The sequence below is a fragment of the Thauera sp. WB-2 genome, from assembly GCF_027594845.1.
GTDB lineage: Bacteria > Pseudomonadota > Gammaproteobacteria > Burkholderiales > Rhodocyclaceae > Thauera > Thauera mechernichensis.
The window spans coordinates 3,132,480-3,152,635 of the sequence record NZ_CP088935.1 but is presented as its reverse complement, the minus strand read 5'-3'; the positions used below and the strand labels follow the sequence as shown (position 1 = coordinate 3,152,635).

General features: G+C 67.1%; 16 protein-coding genes. 7 read left to right on the top strand and 9 right to left on the bottom strand.

Annotated features, from left to right (window positions below):
* The first annotated feature begins 153 nt into the window (after positions 1 to 153).
* The 3 genes from LQF09_RS14430 (at position 154) to mnmA (ending at position 2,451) form a co-directional block, all read left to right on the top strand.
* A complete protein-coding gene (locus tag LQF09_RS14430; protein ID WP_002924598.1) occupies positions 154 to 606 on the top strand; it encodes an NUDIX hydrolase in 453 nt (150 codons plus the stop codon).
* An 83-nt stretch (positions 607 to 689) separates the two neighbouring features.
* Positions 690 to 1,340: a hypothetical protein gene (locus LQF09_RS14425; RefSeq protein WP_443081783.1), complete on the top strand. Its 651-nt coding sequence runs from the start codon at positions 690 to 692 to the stop codon at positions 1,338 to 1,340.
* A gap of 13 nt (positions 1,341 to 1,353) precedes the next feature.
* On the top strand, positions 1,354 to 2,451 hold the full coding sequence (mnmA, locus tag LQF09_RS14420) for a tRNA 2-thiouridine(34) synthase MnmA (RefSeq protein WP_002924594.1): 1,098 nt from the start codon (positions 1,354 to 1,356) through the stop codon (positions 2,449 to 2,451).
* Here the strand turns inward: mnmA and LQF09_RS14415 are convergent.
* The 5 genes from LQF09_RS14415 to glnE all read right to left on the bottom strand — a co-directional run bounded on the left by LQF09_RS14415 (position 2,441) and on the right by glnE (position 9,171).
* A complete protein-coding gene (locus LQF09_RS14415; RefSeq protein WP_002924592.1) occupies positions 2,441 to 3,421 on the bottom strand; it encodes a hypothetical protein in 981 nt (326 codons plus the stop codon). The genes mnmA and LQF09_RS14415 overlap by 11 nt on opposite strands.
* Positions 3,422 to 3,473: 52 nt before the next feature.
* Positions 3,474 to 4,049, bottom strand: a complete 576-nt coding sequence (locus tag LQF09_RS14410; protein ID WP_002924588.1) for a DUF2062 domain-containing protein — start codon at positions 4,047 to 4,049, stop codon at positions 3,474 to 3,476.
* A gap of 187 nt (positions 4,050 to 4,236) precedes the next feature.
* Positions 4,237 to 4,689 carry a SixA phosphatase family protein gene (locus tag LQF09_RS14405; RefSeq protein ID WP_002938286.1) on the bottom strand — a complete coding sequence of 151 codons (453 nt, stop codon included), beginning with the start codon at positions 4,687 to 4,689 and terminating at the stop codon, positions 4,237 to 4,239.
* A gap of 106 nt (positions 4,690 to 4,795) precedes the next feature.
* On the bottom strand, positions 4,796 to 6,325 hold the full coding sequence (locus LQF09_RS14400; RefSeq protein ID WP_270068292.1) for a CYTH and CHAD domain-containing protein: 1,530 nt from the start codon (positions 6,323 to 6,325) through the stop codon (positions 4,796 to 4,798).
* 140 nt (positions 6,326 to 6,465) lie between these two features.
* Positions 6,466 to 9,171, bottom strand: coding sequence for a bifunctional [glutamate--ammonia ligase]-adenylyl-L-tyrosine phosphorylase/[glutamate--ammonia-ligase] adenylyltransferase (glnE, locus tag LQF09_RS14395; protein WP_270068291.1), 2,706 nt, complete (start codon positions 9,169 to 9,171; stop codon positions 6,466 to 6,468).
* Between the two features lie 127 nt (positions 9,172 to 9,298).
* Between glnE and LQF09_RS14390 the strand changes: the two genes are divergently transcribed.
* The 3 genes from LQF09_RS14390 (at position 9,299) to tldD (ending at position 15,642) form a co-directional block, all read left to right on the top strand.
* Positions 9,299 to 13,219, top strand: coding sequence for a YhdP family protein (locus tag LQF09_RS14390; RefSeq protein WP_270068290.1), 3,921 nt, complete (start codon positions 9,299 to 9,301; stop codon positions 13,217 to 13,219).
* A gap of 49 nt (positions 13,220 to 13,268) precedes the next feature.
* Positions 13,269 to 14,120 (top strand): carbon-nitrogen hydrolase family protein, encoded by an 852-nt coding sequence (locus LQF09_RS14385; RefSeq protein ID WP_270068289.1) that lies wholly within the window; start codon positions 13,269 to 13,271, stop codon positions 14,118 to 14,120.
* Between the two features lie 76 nt (positions 14,121 to 14,196).
* Positions 14,197 to 15,642 (top strand): metalloprotease TldD, encoded by a 1,446-nt coding sequence (gene tldD, locus LQF09_RS14380; protein WP_270068288.1) that lies wholly within the window; start codon positions 14,197 to 14,199, stop codon positions 15,640 to 15,642.
* A gap of 25 nt (positions 15,643 to 15,667) precedes the next feature.
* On the opposite strand, the gene LQF09_RS14375 is transcribed toward tldD, so the two are convergent.
* The 4 genes from LQF09_RS14375 to LQF09_RS14360 form a co-directional block, all read right to left on the bottom strand.
* Entirely contained in the window at positions 15,668 to 15,850 is a 183-nt protein-coding gene (locus tag LQF09_RS14375) for a hypothetical protein (RefSeq protein ID WP_002924553.1), read from the bottom strand.
* Positions 15,847 to 17,268, bottom strand: coding sequence for a sigma 54-interacting transcriptional regulator (locus tag LQF09_RS14370; protein ID WP_270068287.1), 1,422 nt, complete (start codon positions 17,266 to 17,268; stop codon positions 15,847 to 15,849). Before LQF09_RS14370 ends, LQF09_RS14375 begins: the two co-directional genes overlap by 4 nt.
* Entirely contained in the window at positions 17,265 to 17,612 is a 348-nt protein-coding gene (locus LQF09_RS14365) for a hypothetical protein (protein WP_002924549.1), read from the bottom strand. Before LQF09_RS14365 ends, LQF09_RS14370 begins: the two co-directional genes overlap by 4 nt.
* 157 nt (positions 17,613 to 17,769) lie before the next feature.
* Positions 17,770 to 19,185 carry a sensor histidine kinase gene (locus tag LQF09_RS14360; RefSeq protein WP_002924547.1) on the bottom strand — a complete coding sequence of 472 codons (1,416 nt, stop codon included), beginning with the start codon at positions 19,183 to 19,185 and terminating at the stop codon, positions 17,770 to 17,772.
* A 371-nt stretch (positions 19,186 to 19,556) separates the two neighbouring features.
* Here LQF09_RS14360 and LQF09_RS14355 point away from each other — a divergent pair, with 371 nt between their 5' ends.
* The gene (locus LQF09_RS14355) at positions 19,557 to 20,153 is read left to right on the top strand and encodes a bactofilin family protein (protein WP_002924546.1); all 597 of its coding nucleotides are present in this window, start codon (positions 19,557 to 19,559) and stop codon (positions 20,151 to 20,153) included.
* Positions 20,154 to 20,156 lie beyond the last annotated feature (3 nt).

The following is a 20,156-nucleotide window of genomic DNA, read 5'->3' as shown; positions in this document are numbered from 1 at the left end:
AAGTGTGTTCGAGAGTAGTCGTGGGGCCCCGATGTAACCGAGCAAGGGCCAAAGCCTGACAATTCTAGCGTAAAGGCGGGTCGCGGCGGGCGGTCGTGGGTGTTGCCCGCCGCACGCGGTAGAATACGGGGCTGCACCGGCGTGGAGCTGAAAGTGAAGGAACGCATCTGGAAACCCAACGTCACTGTTGCCGCGGTGGTCGAGCGCGATGGCCGCTTCCTGCTGGTCGAGGAGGAGACCGATGAAGGTCTGCGGCTGAACCAGCCGGCGGGCCATCTCGAGGAAGGCGAGACCCTGGTCGACGCCGCGGTGCGTGAAACGCTGGAGGAGACGGCGTGGGGCTTTGCCCCCGAATACCTCGTCGGCATTTACCAGTGGACGCGCCCGCAGGGTGATATCACCTACCTGCGGTTCGCGTTCGGTGGCCGGCTGGGGGGCGAGGAGGCGGGGCGGGCGCTGGATCAGGGAATCGTGCGTGCGCTGTGGATGACGGCCGACGAGGTGCGCGCAAGCACGGCGCGTCACCGCAGCCCGCTGATCCTGCAGTGTGTGGAAGACTGGATTGCGGGCCGGCGCTTTCCGCTCGCGCTGCTCAGCGCATCCTGAGCGTGGTGCGACGGATCTCGCTTGCGGGCGGGCTCGGCCGCAGGGAGCTGGCCGGGCTGCTGTGTGCCGGACTGCTGGCGGGGATGGTCCCGGTGGTCGGGGCCGATTCAGCAGGCGTCCGCCATTCCCCGGCCGTGGTCATGGTGTGCCACAACTACGGCTGTGCCAAGCAGGCTGCCGTACGCGTCGACACCAGCACGCTGTGGTGGATAGATGACGTCCTGCAGGCGTCGGCAGATGCCGCCGCCGAGCGGGAGGCGTTGAGCAGGGTACTGGCACAGCTGTATCGGCTGGCGGCGCGGCAGTCGCCGGTCGGCAATGACCGCGCCGGCAACTTTCTGGACGATGGCGTGGAAGGACGCATGGACTGCATCGATCACGCCACCACCAGTACGCGCTGGCTGGCCTTGCTAGAGGCGCGCGGCATGCTGCGCTTTCATCGCGTGCTCGAGCCGGCACGGCGTACGCGCTTCATCCTGCAGCACTTCAGCGCGGTGGTCGAGGTCCTGGCGCAAGAACCGGCCGCGGATGCGCCCGCCCTCGAGCCTGCCATGCTCGCCGCTGCAGAGCATGGCGCAGCGCGCTACGATGTCGCGCCTGAGCACGCACAGGCACCGGCGACTGTCGCCGGAGAACGTTTTGCGATCGACGCATGGTTCGTCGATCACGGCGAGCCGGCGGTGGTCCTGCCGCTCGACGAATGGCTAAAGGGAGGCGGACCGAATGTCCATTAAGGACCCGAACGGGATGAAGGTGGTCGTCGGCATGTCTGGCGGGGTGGATTCGTCGGTGACGGCGCTGTTGCTCAAGCAGCAGGGTTATGACGTTACCGGGCTGTTCATGAAGAACTGGGAGGACGACGACGACTCCGAGTACTGCTCGAGTCGCCAGGATCTCGTCGATGTCGCTTCGGTGTGCGACGTGATCGGCATCGAGCTCGAAGTCGTGAACTTCAGCAAGGAGTACAAGGACCGCGTGTTCGCCGACTTCCTGCGCGAGTACGAGGCGGGCCGCACGCCCAATCCGGACGTGCTGTGCAACTCCGAGATCAAGTTCCGTTGCTTCCTCGATCATGCCATGCAGATGGGCGCGGATCGGATTGCAACCGGGCACTACGCGCAGGTGCGCGAGTGGACGAACGACGGGCGTACCGAGTTCCAGCTGCTCAAGGCCGAGGATGGCACCAAGGACCAGAGCTACTTCCTGTACCGCCTCGGTCAGGCACAACTGGCAAGAACCTTGTTTCCGCTCGGTACGCTCTACAAGCGAGAGGTGCGCCGGATTGCCGAGCAGGCCGGGCTGCATGTGGCGGCGAAGAAGGACTCCACTGGCATCTGCTTCATCGGCGAGCGCCCGTTCCGCGAGTTCCTGATGCGGTATCTGCCTACGCAGCCGGGCGAGATCCGTGCGCTTGACGATGGTCGACTGCTCGGAGAACACCAGGGCCTCATGTACCACACCATTGGCCAGCGCAAGGGGCTGCACATCGGCGGCATCAAGGGTAACCAGGATGAGGCGGGCGAGCACGATGCCTGGTACGTCGCCAGCAAGGACATCAAGGCGAACGTGCTCTACGTGGTGCAGGGGCATGCGCATCCCGCGCTGCTCAGGGAGCGTTTGCTCGCGACCGATCTCAACTGGATCGCCGGCCGCGACCCTCACACGAACTGGGTCTATACCGCCAAGCCCCGTTACCGCACGCCCGACCAGCCCTGCGAGATCGACCGCATCGCTGATGGTCGAGCCGAGATCGCCTTTGCCCAGCCGCAATGGGCGCTGACGCCGGGTCAGAGTGTGGTCGTCTACGAGTCGAAGGTCTGTCTGGGCGGCGGCATCATCGTCTGAGCACCGCCGGGGCGGTCGGCCCGCGCTTGCGCGGGCGACTGCCGACCACTGCCAGCGCGGGCCGTGCTGCAGCCTGGGCGAGTGCCGCGTAGGTCTCGCAGCGCTCGATGTACTCACGCGCACTCTTGGGCATCGTCACGCGTGCCCGCGTGATGTCGGTGAGCAGATTGCGCCCTTGCAGGATCAGGCGAAGGCCGTCGGCGGCAAGCTGGTGCTCTGCCGGCGTGGAGGTGGGCGACAGACAGGGGGCAACGGCGCCGAGGCGCTCCGATGCGACCACGAAGTCGGCCCAGACCTCGAAGATGTCCGGATCGGTGCGCAGCGTCTCGCATTTGACCTTCGCGATGCGGGCAAATTCGAGCACCAGGGGGTCTATGCCCTGGAAAAGCGGCGACCCGGCAAAGGTGGCCGCCATGACGGTGGCGATGCGGTCTATCTCGCGCAGGGCCTGCGCGATCTTGATGTAACGGCTTTCGTAGAAAGCCTCCACCGGGATCGAGAACGCGCGGAAAGGCTCGCCCCAGAGCTCGTCGATGCCCTCGTCCCCGCTGCGATGCAGTACCAGGCGTCCAAGGTTCAGCGCTTCCTGCAGGCATAGCCCGCACTCGCGCATGAGCGCGTTGTCGGTGTCGATTTCGATGCCGAGTTCCTGCAACTCGACCAGTTTGGTGAAAATGTCGGTCGCGCGGTTGAACAGGGCGCCGGCGAACATGGCCCCCTTGACGCGTTTGCGCGCGGGCTCGGTCTCGGCTTCGTAGGCGCGGCGTGCGTCGTCCAGGCGTTTGCCGGGGATGTTGATGCCGTGCTCGACGTGATTGAACAGGCGCCGCGTCAGGGCCTGGATGAGCTGCTTCTTGGCTTGCAGGGAATCAGCCGGCGGATCGTAGACCTTCAGCCAGTAGCCGTCGTGGTGGATGCGCCGCACGCCCTCGATAGTGGCGAGGGTGCCGTCGGGGATGGGCTCGTCCATGATCGGGCTGTTCGCTCTGCGGTTGACCGGGCTGGTAAGGATACGCCGCGCTTCAGGCGCTTCCAAGCGGCCTTCTGGCTGCAGATGCCGCGCGCGCCCGGCGTTCGCGATGCAGGCGGCGCCATTTGTTGACGACCTTGAAGCGCCAGAACAGCTGCGCCCCCCAGTAGGCGATGAGCGAGCCGGTGACTGCCATCATGACCATGCCTACCAGTAGCGGCTGGCCGATGCCCGATACCCAGGCCCATGCCTGTGCCAGGGAGTCGATCATGCGGATGGGCGCCTCGACATCCTCGGGCGTCAGGTCGGGCGGCGTACGGGTGCCGATGACGCCTGCGCCGAGGCGGTAGGCAAAATAGTAGATGGGCCCGTAAGTGAGCGGGTTGCTGACCAGCGTGGAGACGGCGGCGATCCAGAGATTGCCGCGCAGGACGAGCGACGCGATGGCCGCCGCAGGAATCTGCGCGATCGGGATCATCAGGCCGAAGAACACCCCCATCGCCACCCCGCGTGCGACTGCACGGCGGTTGATGTGCCACAGCAGCGGATCATGAATACGCGGCCCCAGCCAGCGCAGCATGCGGCTTTGCGTGATGGCTTCGCGAGAGGGCAAAAAGCGTTCGAACATGTTCCGTTCCGGGCCGAAGACGGCATCTTACGCATTGCGCGGCAAAGCACAAGCGTCCGCCCGCAGGCCGCGCAGGCGGCGGCCATGCTCCGGCGTCGTACGATTCTGAACCCTTCAGACCGCGGGTGCCGTGAGGAATTCACTCCTTGCCGTACACTTGCGTCGGCTGGCACCGGCGCTGCTGCAGTCAAGCGAAATCGCTCGGGATCACCGCTCTCAGCACGGTCTGGCTTTCGCCCTCGCGGACGCGGTTGGTGAACCACCACAGCGCGCCTTTCTTGATCGTCCAGTCGGCCTCCTGCCCGGCCAGCAACAAGGCGGCAAGGCGGCCTAGAGCCGGTTGGTGGCCGACTACCAGTGCGGCGCCACTCGCGTCCGGCCAGCCCGTGGCAGCGAGCAGGTCGGCGACGTTGCCATCGGGCCCCAGGCTGGGCACGACCTGGAAGCTGTCGGTGAAAGCGGTTGCCGTCTGGCGGGTGCGCACGGTGGGGCTGACGAGGATCTTGAGTTGTTTTGGACGGTGCTCATCCAGCCAGGCAGCGACCTTGCGCGCCTGTTTGTGACCGCGCGCGGTGAGTTCCCGAGTGTGGTCGGGGCTGCCGTCCACGGCTTCGGCGTGACGCCACAGCAAGAGATCCATGTCTTCCTTCCGGGATGGTGGGGTCGGCATCATTGCGTAGGCATGTTGCAGCGGCGTGACGGCTTGTCATGCCGTTGCGCGCAGCATCGCGCCGGGCAGGTGTCGTTCACCATGGTTTCTTGCCCCACAGCAGGGGCTCGCAGTCCTGCAGCACCCGTCGGCGCAGGCGTGCGTAACGGGACGCGTGCCAGCCCAGTACGAAGGCCGCGCCGCTGGCCGTGGCCGGGGTTTCCTCTGCCCACAGACGCAGGCGCTGATGTGCGGTGTCGACGTCTTGCAGGAAGCCGAGTGTGCTTTGCGCCCGAACCATGCCTTCGAGGTAACGCCCCATCGTCTTGGCCTGGAACAGCGGGCCGAAGAACTCGACCCCATAGCGCAACTGCTTGAATCCGATGCGCAGCGCGTGCAGACGCTCCGGGACAAGGGCCGACGCCGCCTCGAACTGGCGCCGTGCGCGCTTGCGCAGGCGGTCAAGGCGCAGCCGGGCGAAGGTGCGCAGGTCTGCTGCGATGGCAAGGCTGTTGGTGGGCAGGCGCATCAGCGCGGCGCTGAACTCGAGCAGCAGGCGTCCCTGTGTGGCCATGTCGAGGCTGTGGGACGCCTTGCTGCGTGCCTCGTCGCGGGCGCGATGAGCCTTCTCCAGCAAGGCTGCGAGCGCAGCGGCATCGGCCAGACCTTCGGCGCTGACGGCGTCGAGCAGTTCGGTGCAGAACACGTCGAGGTCGCGGGCATCGCCGAAGCGGCTGGCATTGTCGCGCAGGCGTGCGTTCCACTCGCCTACGAAATCCGTGGGCAGCGCCGGCGCGAAAGACTTGAGCAGCGCGCGCAGGCGGCGCTGCGAGACGCGCAGCTGGTGGATGAAGTCAGGGTGGATGCTGTCCGGGTCCGGGTGCGCCAGTGCAGCGGCGGCGTTGGCCTGCCACTGGCGTACGCAGGACTGGGCGAGGCAGCGGAAGGCTTCGACCACGTTCTGTCCGGACCTGATCGGCGAGGGTTCGGAACGCACCACGTCAACCGGGGTGCCGAGGAACAGCCTGTAGCCGCGTTCGGCCTTGGAAATGTCCGAAGGCATGAGGGGAATATCCTGCGCGAGTGTGCACGCCAGCTCGAGCAAGTCCTGGGCGCGCCCCTCCTCGAGCTCGAGTTCCAGTTCGCAGATAGGGGTGCTGCGTTGCTCACCGTCGGCAGTGCTCAGCAGCACATCGCCGGTGTCGATCATGAGCAGGATGCTCAGCCCCGGGCGCGGGGCATAGCGCCGGGTCTCGCGGCGGAAGCGGGTGGTGAATACGGGCACCAGGGCTTCGCCGTGGCGGTGCAGCAGCTTTGCGGCCTCGGGGGCATCGACCGCAGAAAAATCGAATGCCCCGGAATAGGCTTGTTCCCACTCGGGGCGCTGCGACAGGCCGCCACTGGAAACTGCCGCGCACTTCACCGTCTGCAGAAGCTGTCGCCCCTGGCGCCGGATGCGGACCGCCACGCGACGCGATTTGAGGCTTAGTTCGGGGGTGTCGAAATAGGTGTTGTCGAGGGTGACGGCATTGCCCAGCTTGTCGCATTCACTCACCAGCGGGTGGCGGCGAAGGGCTGCGAGTGCCCGTTTGGGCAGCGTCAGCTTGAGTTCGATTTCCTGGTTCATCGAGTGCAGTCCCTTGGCGGGGCGAGAAGTGATATCCGGCCGATTCTAGTCGCCATGACGCGGTGCGTCATGCTTGCTTTCATGACATGAAATATTTCATCTCTCATCTCCATGTGCGGCGCCGGGTCAGGGGGGGCGCCTCACTCGTCGAAGATGTGTCGCCACAGCGCCTGCACGGGTTCGCGCGCGGTCTCGGCTTCTTCGGGGTGGATGCGCGAGGGCCGGTCGTTGAGGCGCTGGCGGTGCTGCAGGCGGCGCAATTCACGGTAGCTGTCGGCGCAGGCGGCGGCGAGGGGGGGCGGGATCAGACCGAGTTCGCCGGCGATGCGCAGCAATGCGATGTTGCCGAGGTTGCCGGTGAGTTCGGGGTGGCGGTGGGCGTGGCCGAGCACGAGATACTGGATCAGGAACTCGACGTCGATGAGTCCGCCGCGGTCGTGCTTGAGGTCGAACAGCTCGCTCTTGCCCGAGTGTGCGTCCCGCATCTTGTGGCGCATTCCGAGCACCTCGGCGCGCAGCGTGCCGAGGTCGCGGGGCAAGCGCAGCACCTCGCAGCGGATGCGCTCGAAGGCCTCGCCGAGTGCTCGATCGCCGGCCGAGAAGCGCGCTCGGGTAAGGGCCTGGTGCTCCCACACCCAGGCCGATTCGAGCTGGTACTTGCGGAAGGCCTCCAGCGAGGTCGCGATCATCCCCGACTCGCCGTTCGGGCGCAGGCGCAGGTCGGTGTCGAAGAGCTGGCCGGCGGCGGTCTGGCTCGACAGCCAGGTGTTGGTGCGTTGCGCGAGCCGGGTGTACATCTCCGCCGCTTCGGGGGCTTCGTCGTCGTAGAGGAACACGATGTCGAGGTCCGAGGCGTAGCCAAGCTCCTTGCCGCCGAGCTTGCCGTAGCTGATCACGGCGAAGCGTGGCGTGTCGCGGTGGCGGATCTTGATCCGTCGCCAGCACAGCGGCAGGGTCAGGTCCAGCATGATGTCCGCCAGTTCGGATAGGTGGTCGGCGAGCTTCTCCACCGTGAGCAGGCCGGCGATGTCCTGCGTCAGCAGGCGGAATACCTGGGCGTGGTGCTGTTCGCGCATCACGTCCATCTGGCGCTCCATGTCGGGTTCGAGGGCCTCGAGTTCGCTGCCGAGCGCGGCGCGGAAGGCTTTCCAGTCGGGGGCGGTGTCGAGGTTGCGGGCGTCGAGCATCTCGTCGAGCAGGATCGGGTGCCGGGTCAGGAACTGTGCGCCCCAGCGCGAGGCGCTCATCAGGTCGGCGACACGGCGCAAGGCCTGAGGGTATTGCTGCAGCAACGCCAGATAGGCGCCGCGGCGGCCGATCGCCTCCATGAGGTCGAGGCAGCGCGCCAGCGTGTCGTCGGGGCCCGGTGTGGAGGCTGCGGCTTCGATGACGCGGGGAATGAGCGCATCGAAGCGGCCCTTGATGTTGTTGGGCAGTTGCCGGTAGCGCGGGCTGGCATGGATCGATGCAAGGCGCTCGGCGCCGCTGCGCGGGTGCCGGTAGCCGAGTTCGCCAAGCACCGGGGTGACGGTCTCGATATCCTCGGCGCCCTGCCAGGTTGCGTCCAGGCTGTGGTCTTCGTCCGAGGGGTCGCCGAACACACTGTCGAAGTGCTGGCTGACGATGCGACGGTGTGTGTCGAGCGCCGTCATGAGCTCGGCATGGCTGCCGAAGCCCATGGCCTCGGCGATCAGCTGCTGGTCGGCTGCGCTCTGCGGCAGGTCGTGGGTCTGTGCGTCGTCAAGGTACTGCAGGCGGTGCTCGAGGCGCCGCAGGAAGACGTAGGCGGCGCCGAGTTCCTCTACCGCGGTGGTCGCAAGGATGCCGCGTTCGGCGAGCAGGGCGAGCACCTTCTGCGTCGGGCGGACCTGCAGCGCGCTGTCGCGGCCGCCGCGGATGAGCTGGAAGACCTGGGCGATGAACTCGATCTCGCGGATTCCGCCCGGGCCGAGTTTGACGTTGTGCGCGCGGTCGCGGCGCGCGACTTCGCGGCGGATCTGCGCATGCAGGTCGCGCATGGCGTTGATGGCGCCGAAGTCGAGGTACTTGCGGAACACGAAGGGGCGGGAGAGCTTCTCGAGCTCGGTCCAGCGCTCACCGAGCATGACGCGGGCCTTGATCCAGGCGTAACGCTCCCATTCGCGCCCCTGGGTGATGAAGTAGTTCTCCAGCATGTCGAGGCTGCCCACCAGCGGGCCCGAATCGCCGTTCGGACGCAGACGCATGTCGACGCGGAAAACCTGGCCGTGCTCGGTCACCTCGGCGAGTGCCTTGATCAGCTGCTTGCCGAGGCGCTCGAAGAACTCGAAGTTGCTGATCACCTTGGCACCGCCGGTGTCGCCGTCCTCGGGGTACAGGAAGATGAGGTCGATGTCGGAGGATACGTTGAGCTCCCGCCCTCCCAGCTTGCCCATGCCGATGACGAGCAGTTCCTGCTCCCAGCCGGTGGGCGACAGCGGCTGGCCGTAGCGTTGCACCAGGGCCGCCCGCAACACGTCGTGGGCGTGGCGCACGGCGACCTCGGCGAGCACGGTCATCGTCTCGGTGACCTCGGCAAGGGGGGCGCCCAGGCGCAGGTCGCGGACGATGAGATTGCACATCACCCAGCTGCGCAGTCGGCGCAGCGTCGGTCCGAGCGCGCTTTCGGCGTCGCTGAACGCCGTTTCGCGCTCGGCGATGAAGCGCTGCATGTCCTCGGCCCTGAGTGGCTGGCCCAGGCTTGCCGCCAGTGCGGGTGCGAGCCAGGGCTGGCTGTCGAGCATGCGGCTGAGATAGCGCGAGTACCTGCGCGCCTCGACGACGGCGGTTTCGTATTCGTTCGCGGGGGCGGGTGACGAGGCAAACATGGCGAAGCTCCGCTGCGGGCGCAGTGTTCGTTGGTAAAATGCGCGCTGGGTCGGCCCTGAGGCGAGGGGCGGCAGACACACATTCTATCCATGCCGGCTATCGCCCGGCAGGCCAACACCCCTTTTCATGAGCGATGCCCTGACCCCCGGCAGTTCCGATTTGCCGCCCACGCCGCGTGCCCCGGCTTCCGGCTGGCGCCGCCTCGTCGCGTGGTGTCTCAGGCTGATCATGCTGGCCTGGCTGTTGGGTGCCGGGGCGGTGTTGGTGGTGCGCCATGTGCTGATGCCCGCAGTGGGCGATTTCCGCGACGACATCGCGGCGGCAGTGACGGCCAGCCTCGGAGTCGAGGTGTCGATTGCGGCCGTCGAGGGGCGCTGGGCCGGATGGCGGCCGAGGCTGCTGATCGAGAACCTTCGCATCGCAGATGCCGATGGGCGTCCGGCGTTGGTGCTGCCAAAGGTCGATGCCACCCTGGCATGGTCCTCGCTGTTGCGTTTGCAGCCCCACTTCCATCGCCTCGATATCGCCGCGGCCGAGCTCGATGTGAGGCGCGAGGCCGATGGAACGATCCTGGTCGCCGGCCTGGTGGCGGACACGAGCGGGGGCGAGGAGGGCAGGGGGCTCGAGTGGTTGCTCGCTCAGCGCCAGATCGTCGTCCACGATTCGCGACTGCGCTGGACCGACAAGGTCCGAGGCGCGCCTGTGCTGGAGCTCGATCAGCTCGAGTTCCGCCTTGATCAGCGCGCCTCGCCAGCCCGTTTCGCCCTGCAGGCACGGCCGCAACAGGCGCTCGCCTCGACTCTGGTCGTGCGCGGAGAACTCGACCGGCTCGAGCTGCCTGGGGCGGCGCAGGCCGGTGAGCTCGAGGCGCGCATGTACGTGGAGCTCGAGCGCGCCGACCTCGGTGCATGGACGGCCTGGATCGATTACCCGCTTCCGCTTGCCGGGCATGGAGGGGTGCGGGCCTGGTTCGAGGCCTCGGCCGGTGGTGCGCTCGACATGACCGCAGACGTCGTGCTCGATGGCGTCGTGGCGACACTTGCGCCCGGCCTGCCGGAGCTTGCGGTGAGCCATCTCGACGGCCGCCTGTCACTTCAGCGCAAGCTGGGCCTGCTGCGCTTGAGCGGGCAGCAGCTCGCGCTGCGCACGGTGGCGGGCCTTGCCGTGGCGCCAACCGACTTCGATGTGCAGCTGCGAAAGGCGCCCGATGGCGCGCAAGCTGGCGGCAGCGTGACGGCGAGCCACCTCGATCTCGCCGCACTGGCAGGGCTTGTCGCTTACCTCCCGGTCGATGAGGGCGTGCGTGCGCGCCTCGCGGGGTTGGCTCCCCATGGCCGTGTCGACGATCTCAGCCTGAGCTGGGACGGCGACTCCTCGGCTCCCCAGGCGTGGCGCGTGAGGGCGCGCTTTGCCGAGCTCGGCCTGCTCGCGCGCGATGGCTTGCCGGGCCTGGGCGGGGTGTCGGGCACGATCGACGGCGACCAGCGCGGAGGCCGTTACCGAATCGATGCGCGTACGGCGCACCTGGACCTGCCGGATGTGTTCGAGTCGGGCCGCCTGGCGTTTGACCGCTTGCGCGCCGAGGGGAGCTGGCTGCGTCGCGAGAGAGGGCTTGAAATCGCACTCGATGGTGCGGAGTTCGACAACATCGACGCGGCTGGTACGGCGTCCGGGCGGTACTGGCCGGGCCGCGAGGGGCCGGGCGAGATCGACCTCCAGGCCAGGCTCAGCCGCGCCGAGGGCACGGCGGTGTGGCGCTACCTGCCGCGCGTGGTCAATCGCCACACTCATGACTGGGTGCGCACCGCCATCCGCGCCGCCGTGGTGCCCGAGGCGCGCCTGCGCCTGCGCGGCCGGCTGGCCGACTTCCCCTTCCGGGATGGTGATGGCACCTTCCTGGTCAGCGTTCGGGTGGAAGACGCCCTGCTCGACTATGCACCTGGCTGGCCGTCGATCGAGGGCATTCATGGCGAGGTGCGCTTCGAAGGGCCTGGCATGCGCATCCTTGCCGAGCGCGGGCGTGTCCTCGGCGTCGACTTGGCGGGGGTGGTGGCCGACGTGCCGGACCTGGACCAGCGTCCCACCGAACTCATGACCATTACCGGTCAGGCGCGGGGGGCGACGGCCGATTTCCTGCGCTTCGTGTCCGCCAGCCCGGTGTCGCGGCGCATCGGAGGTTTCACCGACGGCATGCGCGCAGAGGGGAAGGGAGAGCTTGAGCTCAAGCTGGTGATGCCGTTGCGTAGCGTGGTCGATACCACGGTGGAGGGCGAGTACCGCTTTGCGGCCAACCGCATTGCGCTGGTCGAGGGCCTGCCGGCGCTCGAACGCGCGGCCGGGCGTGTGCGCTTCACCGCTGACAGCCTCGCCATTCCCGAGGCGCGCGCGCAGTTGTTCGGGCATCCGCTACGCCTGAGCGCGCGGACCGCCACCGACGGCAGCGTGCGCTTCGAGGCAGCAGGCAAGGCCGACGCAGCGGCGCTCAGGGCCGCCTACGACATTCCCCTGCTCGATGGTCTGTCGGGAACGGCAGCGTGGTCGACCAGCGTCCTGGTCGGCAAGGACGGTACGCGTCTGGAAGTGAGCTCCGATCTGTTGGGGGTAGCTTCCAGCCTGCCGCCGCCGGTGAACAAGCCTGCCAGCGAGAGCTGGCCGCTGAAGCTGGCGGTCAGCTACCCGGCAGGGCAGGCGCACAGTGAGCTCGTGCTCGGGCTCGGCGGGCTGGTGCGTGCCGAGCTCCAGCGTTCCGACGGGCAGTGGACGAGCCTGAGCGGTGGGGTCGCACTGGGCCGTGCGACGGCTGATGCGGTGCCGCGATCGTCCTCCGGGGTGGCGGTCGCGGGCGTGCTCGATGGCCTCGATCTGGATGCATGGCGGCGTGTGCTCGACGCCGGTGACGATGACGGGACCGATGCCGTGGCCGAGCGTGGCGGTGATGGCCTGGCGGCTTTGCCGCTGGCCGCCGTCGCGCTTGCGGCCGATGAGCTTACCGCCTTCGGTCATCGTCTGCGCGCGGTGGACCTGCGTGCAGTGCCCGACCAGGGGGGCTGGACGGCGCGCATCGACAGCGATCTCGCTGCCGGCGAGCTCGACTGGCGCAGTGCGGGCAGTGGTGCGCTGGCAGCGCGGCTGCGCTTCCTGCGCATTGGTGCGGCGGATGCGCAGAGTCGTGCCAGTGGCACCGAGGCTGCGGAGGCCCGGATCGGGGATACACCCCCCCGCCGTTTGCCTGCCCTGGATGTGGTGGCTGAACGCTTCGAGCTGCGTGGGATGGATCTCGGTCGCCTCGAGGTTCTTGCCCGCAACCGTGGCGGTCTATGGGAGCTGGACCGCTTCGCGATCGCCAATGATGATGGGCGGCTGTCCGGGAGCGGGCAGTGGCTGGCTGCAGGGCGCCAGCGCACGCGCATGGAGTTCAGTTTCGATACCGCCGACGTCGGACGCTTCTCGCGTCGTATCGGCTACCCTGACGTCGTACGCGGTGGTCAGGCATCGCTGAGCGGCGAGCTTGGCTGGCAGGGCGCGCCGACCGCGATCGACTACGCGTCGCTGGCCGGTCGTCTGCAGCTTGAGGCCGGGGCCGGCCAATTCAACAAGCTCGAGCCTGGAGTCGGGCGCTTGCTCGGCATTCTCAGCCTGCAATCCTTGCCGCGGCGCATTACACTCGATTTTCGCGACGTGTTCTCGGAAGGATTCGCCTTCGATCGCATTTCCGGTAGCATCGACGTGACCGCGGGGGTGATGCGCACCGACGACCTCGAGATCCGCGGGCCGGCGGCGCGGGTGCGGATGAGCGGTACGACCGACCTCGTTGCCGAGACCCAGGACTTGCGTGTGATCGTACAGCCGACGCTGTCCGAGTCGATCGCCATCGGTGCGGCGGCGGGCTTGCTCAATCCGGCCGTGGGGGTTGTCACCTATCTCGCCCAGAAGGTGCTCAGCGACCCGATCGAGAAGCTGTTCGCGTTCGAGTATGCCGTTACAGGCAGTTGGGTAGACCCACAGGTTGCCAAGCGTGGCAACGTCGAGTTGCCGCCCGCTCAATGACGTGAATGGGGATCCTGCCAGCCCTGCGACTTGTCCTCGAGTACGCTATATGACCATTACCAAGCCTGCCGAATCTGTCGAAGCCGCCCTGCCTGAGGCGCCCGTCCGCATCGCCGCCGTGCAGACCGTGTCGGGCCCCGATGTCGACGCCAACCTGAAGGCCGTGGATGCGTTGATTGCCGAGGCCGCGGCCGAGGGCGCGTGTCTGGTCGCCCTGCCCGAGTATTTTCCGCTCATCAGCAGCGACGAGATGGCCAAGGTGCGCATCCGTGAAGCCGAGGGTGAGGGGCCGTTGCAGTCCTTTCTGGCCGATGCCGCGCGTCGCCATGGGATCTGGCTGGTCGGCGGCACGGTCCCGCTGCAGGCCGAGGTACAGGACAAGGTACGCAACAGCACCCTGGTGTTCGATGCCCAGGGCCGGCTTGCCGCGCGCTATGACAAGATTCATCTGTTCGGCTTTCAGCGTGCCGAGGAGCGCTACGACGAGGCTGCCACAATCGAGCCGGGCAGCACGCCGTGCTGCTTCGACTCTCCAGCCGGACGCACGGGCTTGTCGGTGTGCTACGACCTGCGCTTCCCCGAGCTTTTTCGTGCCATGGGCGAGCTTGACCTGATCGTCCTGCCTGCCGCCTTCACGTACACGACAGGGAGAGCGCATTGGGAGGTTCTGTTGCGCGCGCGCGCGATCGAGAACCAGTGCTACGTCATGGCGCCGGCCCAGGGCGGTCGCCACCCCAACGGGCGCGTCACCTGGGGGCACAGCATGATCATCGACCCCTGGGGCGAGGTGCTCGCCTGTCGCGAGGTCGGCGAAGGGGTCGTTGTCTCCGAACTGGATCCTGCGCGCATCGCTGCGGTGCGCGAGAGCCTGCCTGCGCTGCGTCACCGCCGCCTGGGCTGAGCATGCACTCCTTTAATCCCGAAGATCGTTTTGGTGTGGGGCCGGTCAACGCTGGCGACACCTGCAAGGAATTCCAATGAGCAAGTCCCAGAATCCACTCAAGGTCGCCGACCGTTACCTGCTCTCGCCCTATGGCTTGGGCGAGGCCGAGCTCGAGAAGACCTTCCGCAAGCTGATGCGCCACGATATCGACTTTGCCGACCTGTACTTCCAGTATCAGCGCTCGGAGGCCTGGAGTCTGGAAGAGGGTATCGTCAAGTCGGGCAGTTTCGACATCGGGCAGGGCGTGGGTGTGCGCGCGATCAGCGGCGAGAAGACAGCGTTCGCCTATTCCGACGACATTTCGCTTGATGCCCTGGTCGGCGCTGCCACGGCTACCCGTGCCATCGCCGCCGCAGGCGAGCGGCGCAAGGTGGATATGCGTGCGCACAAGCTCAAGCGCCGCCTTTACCGCGCTGACGACCCGCTCGACTCACTTGACGACACCGCCAAGGTGCGCCTGCTCGAACGCCTCGAGCGCTTTGCTCGTGCGGAAGATCCCCGCGTCACCCAGGTCATGGCCCATGTTGCCGGCTCGTGGGAGGTGGTGATGGTGGCGCGCAGCGATGGCCATATGGCTGCGGACGTTCGGCCGCTGGTGCGGGTGTCGATCACCGTCATCATGGAGGAGGACGGTCGCCGCGAGCAGGGTAGCGGCGGCGGCGGCGGCCGTTACGATTACGGTTACTTCTGCGACGATCGTCTGCACGACTATGCGCGCGCGGCGGTGCATCAGGCCCGCGTCAACCTTGGCGCCGACCCGGCACCGGCCGGCACCATGCCGGTGGTGCTGGGGCCGGGCTGGCCGGGCATCCTGTTGCACGAGGCCATCGGCCACGGTCTGGAGGGGGACTTCAACCGCAAGGGCAGTTCGGCCTTCTCGGGGCGGATCGGCCAGCAGGTGGCGGCGAAAGGCGTTACCGTGGTCGATGACGGCACGCTGCAGGACCGGCGCGGTTCGCTGTCGATCGATGACGAGGGCAACCCGACCGAACGCACGGTGCTCATCGAGGACGGCATTCTTACCGGTTACATGCAGGACATGATGAATGCGCGCCTGATGGGCATGCCGCTAACCGGCAACGGCAGGCGCGAGTCCTTCGCCCATCTGCCCTTGCCGCGCATGACCAACACCTACATGTTCAATGGCGACAAGGACCCCGAAGAGATCATCCGGTCGGTGAAGAAGGGGCTGTATGCCGCAAACTTCGGCGGCGGCCAGGTGGACATCACCTCGGGCAAGTTCGTGTTCTCGACCGCCGAAGCCTACCTGATCGAGAACGGCAAGGTGACGCGCCCGGTCAAGGGGGCGACTCTGATCGGCAACGGTCCGGATGCGCTGACCAAGGTCAAGATGATCGGTAACGACATGATCCTCGACCCGGGCGTCGGCACCTGCGGCAAGGATGGCCAGAGCGTGCCGGTGGGCGTCGGTCAGCCGACGCTGCGGATCGACGGTCTTACCGTGGGCGGCACGGCCTGAAGCGGGCCGCCCACGGTTGGAGCGTTCAGGTCGAGGTCGGCTTCTGCGGCGTGCTGCCGTCGGCGCCGGCCTTCTTGTCGTCGGCGCAGCTATTGGCGGTGACTTGTGGCGCTGCCGCCTGCGGGCCTGCCGCGATCACGGGGCTATGCACCGACCAGGCCAGTGCGGTGGTGGCGAGGATGGTGGTTACGGTCTGACGCATGCTCATGCGGGTCTCCTTGAAGGGCTGCGGGTTTGTTCTTCGTCTGGCTGGTTCTCGGCGCGGAACGGTTCCGGGCTGAGCCCATGGCGCTGCAGCAGCCGGTAGAACTCGGTGCGGTTGCGATCTGCCAAGCGTGCAGCATCGGTGACGTTACCCGCGGTAAGTTTCAAAAGCTGTATCAGATAGTTTCGCTCGAAGCGCTGTTTGGCCTCGGCATAGCTCAAGGCTTCGATCGGTTGTGCGCGCAACGCGCGCTCGACGAGGCTGCGCGGGACCAGGGGCGTGGTGCTGAGGGCACAGACCTGCTCGACCACGTTGTGGAGCTGGCGCACATTGCCCGGCCATTGGCTGATGGCCAGTGTCTCGAGCGCGTCGGCGGCGAATCCATTCACGTCCTTGCCATAGCGCCTCGCCAGCGTGCGCAGGAAATGCTCGGCGAGCAGCGGGATGTCCTCGCGACGCTCGGTAAGCGGCGGAAGGTCCAGGCTGACGACATTGATCCGGTAGTAGAGGTCCTCGCGAAACTGGCCGTTGCCCAGCGCGTCTTCCAGATTGCGGTGCGTGGCCGACAGGATGCGAAGGTTTACCGGACTCGCCTGCGTGCTGCCGACCGGCCGTACTGCGCGCTCCTGCAGGACACGCAGCAGCTTGATCTGCAGTGCGGGCGGCATGTCGCCGATTTCGTCGAGGAACAGGGTGCCGCCGTCTGCCGCCTGGATCAGGCCGGCGTGGGTTGAGGTGGCGCCGGTAAACGCCCCGCGTACATGCCCGAAAAGCTCGGATTCGAGCAGTTGGTCCGGGATTGCCCCGCAGTTGATCGCTACGAAGGGGCCTTGCGCGCGTGCGCTGGCGTTGTGGATTGCGCGTGCGAGGAGTTCCTTGCCCGTGCCGCTCTCACCCAGGATCAGGACGCTGGCGTCGGAAGCCGCGACCAGTCTCGCCTCGGCGAGCAGTGCGCGCATGCGGCTGCTGCGGCTGATGATGGCCTTGCACCAGTCGGCCCGGTCGCCTTCGGCAATGCTTGTCGAGGAGGCATTTCCGAGCGCTTTGGCAATGCGGTCGAGCAGGGCCTGGCCGTCGAACGGTTTGGTCAGATAGTCGGCGACGCCGCGTGTCGTCGCGTCCACCGCGTCCGGGATGCTTCCGTGTGCGGTGATCATGATCACCGGCAGCGCGGGGTGGTGGCGCCGGATGTCTTCGAACAGCGTGAGGCCGTCGCCGTCGGGCAGGCGGACGTCGCTGAGGACGAGGTCGAAGGTCTCCATGGCCAGGCGCGCGTGCGCCGAGGCGATGCTGCATGCCGTGCTTACCCGATAGCCGTTGGCCTTGAGCCGCATCGACAGCAGGCGCAGCAGATCGGTGTCGTCGTCGATGAGCAGCAGGCGTGCGGCGGCAGGGATCGGAGCTGTCGCCCTGGCGCTCATCGCGGAGCGAGGCCATTCTGACCGTAGGGTGGAACGCTCGAGGGCGCAGGCAGCGTGCGCTCTATTGCAGTCAGGGCGTCGAGTTTGCGCTGCAACTCGGCCGCGTGCCTGCGGCTCGTGGTGAGCTCGCCCTTGTGCGTTTCGATTTCGCGCTCCAGGCGCTCGAGCTGGGCGGCCTGGCGTTGGCGTTCGCGGATCTGGGTGAGCAGAGCGCGTGCAAAGGGGTGATGGGCGCGCGCCTCGGTGCTGTCGTCCTCCAGCAGGTGCTCGAGCTGGCGGCGTGCTTCATTGAGCCGCGCGCGGTCGGGCTGGCTGGCCTGTACTGCTGCGTGCAGCCGATTCATGGCTGCCTGCTCGGATGGGGGCGCCTCCTCAGTGACCGTTGTTGCGTGCGGTGCGTCCCGGCCCGGAAGGTTCGTGCAGGCAGCAAGGGCAATGCATGCGAGGACGAGTGAGAGTGCGTGCCGTAGGCGCGCAGTCGGGTGTCGGTGCGGGTGTGCATCATGCATGGGGGAGCTCCAGCTGGAAGTGTGCGCCCTGCGGACTCGGCAGGGCCCTGGCGTACCCGCCATGCGCGGCGACGAACTCGCGCACGATGGCCAGCCCGATGCCGCTGCCCTTGGTGCTTGCGGTGCTGCTGCGGCTGCCGCGGAAGAAGGGTTCGAAGATCCGCTCAAGTTCCTCTTCGGCGACGCCCGGTCCGTCGTCGCGGCAGTCGATGATGACTTGAGGCTCCTGGACCTGGACATCGATGCGGATGAGGCCGTGCTCGGGACTGAAGCGGATTGCGTTGGCGATGAGGTTCGACAAGGCGATGCGCAGCTTGCTGACGTCGGCCGAAAGGATCGGCGCGTCACCCTCGATCCGAACCTCCAGCTTGTGCGCCTGGATGAGGAGCTGATGCTCGCTTACGACCTCGGACAGCAGCGGCAGCAGGGCAGTTGGCTTGCGGTCCAGGCGGCGCGCATCGAACTGGGTGGCGTTGTAGTGCAGGAGCTGTTCGATGCGCTCCTGCAGTGCGCGTGCACTGCTGTCCAGGATGCCGGCAACTTCGCGCTGTTCGGCGTTGAGTCGACCGAGGATGCCGTCGCTGAGCAGGGCGACCCCTTCGCGTAGGGACGCGAGTGGGGTCTTGAGCTCGTGCGAGACGTGGCGCAGAACCCGATTTCGGTTGGCTTCGAGTTCGGCCAGCCGCTGGCGCAGCCAGTCCAGGTGCTCGCCGAGTTGGCGCAGGTCGGCGGGACCGCCGATGCGGATGGGCGATTCGAGATGGTTGTCGCCGAGTGCGGCGATGGCGCGTTCCATACGCGCGAGTGGACGCAGCAGCCACCATGATGTGAGCGCCGCGAGTACGCCCGCAAGTGCGACCGCCGCGAGAATGTGCTGGGCGAGAAGGTGCCGACGGTACTCGAGCTCTGCCAGGAGGTCCTCGCTCTCACGCGCAAGACGCGCCTGGATGGTGCGCTCTACAGCCTCGCTCACCTGGCTCAGGGCGAGGAAGTCGGCGCTGAAGTCCGCTGCGGCTTGAGCGCCGCTCCCGTCGGGGGTGGTTTCGAGGCCTCGTTCGATGGCGGCTGCCAGGGCACGCCATTCGCCGACTGGCGCAGCAAGCCCTTGCGCACTGGCCTCGAGCGTGTCCAGAGCAAGGTGCGCTTCACTGAGGGCGTCGTCGAAGCGCTGCCGCAAGGCAGGTTCGCCCAGCACGAGGTACTGGCGGGCGCTGCGTTCCAGGTCCACTGAGCGCTCGCCGAGTACGCGTGAGGCGGCGGTGAGCGCCAGGGCGTTGCGCTTGCCGTCGTGGATCGAGCGCGCAAGCGCCTCCAGACTCAGCCATCCGCTCACTGCCGCGGCAGCCAGCACGCCCGCGATCAGCAGGAAGGCGGTGAGCATGATGCTGCGAAACGAAGGGCGGAACATGGGCAGGCGGTCCCGGGAGGCTGAAGGGGGAGATGCCGTCGGCAAACGCGGCAGTGTAGGTCAGTCAGCCGAGGGCGGCGCGGACGCAAATGCAAGGTGAAGTAACGTCCGGCGCAGGACGGCCTGCCGGTTGTCGCCTGCAAGCGACAGGGAGATTCCTTGCGCAATCAGGGGGATGGCGCTGGCAGGAGGGCATCGTGTCGGGCTGCAGCGACGCCGGCGCAGCTGCCCTGGGGTGGGAATGGGCTCGGGAATGAGCTGCAGGTTATTGAACTGCCTGCGGAAAGTGCCTGTGGTGAGGAGCCCGGCACGTTCCATGCTCATGGCTGACGATGGCAGCACAAGGACTGCATCAACCTCAAGGAGTCAGCATGTTCAACAAGCCCAATCTGTTTCATAAGACAGCCGAGATGCCTGCAGCCCGCAGCCCGCGTCCTCTTGGTGGCGCGGTCAGCGCACGGCCAGTGAGCCCGGAGATGCCGGCGACGCCAGCGGCTGCCGATGTCGCCGCAAGCGAGGCGGTCTCGGCAGCTCAAGGTAACGCGGTCGAGGCGGTGACGGCAGTGCCGACGGAGCGCAGCGGCGAGAGTCGCTTGATCGTCGGCCCCGACGTCAAGCTGAAGGGGGCCGAGATCCTTGATTGCGACACGCTCGTCGTCGAGGGGCGCGTCGAGGCCACCATGGACAGCCGCGTGCTTCGCATTGCCGAGGCGGGCGCCTACAAGGGCACGGTTGGTATCGACATTGCCGAGATCCATGGGCACTTCGAAGGAGAGCTGACCGCGCGCGTGCAGTTGCTGATCCACTCGACCGGACGTGTCAGTGGCAAGATCCGCTACGGCAAGATCCTCATCGAAGAAGGGGGCGAGATCTCGGGCGACGTGCAGTCGCTGGTTGCGGGTGCGAAGGACGGGCTGCGCGCAGTGGAACGCACGGCCGATATGCGGCCCTTGGCCGCCGCTGGTTGACGC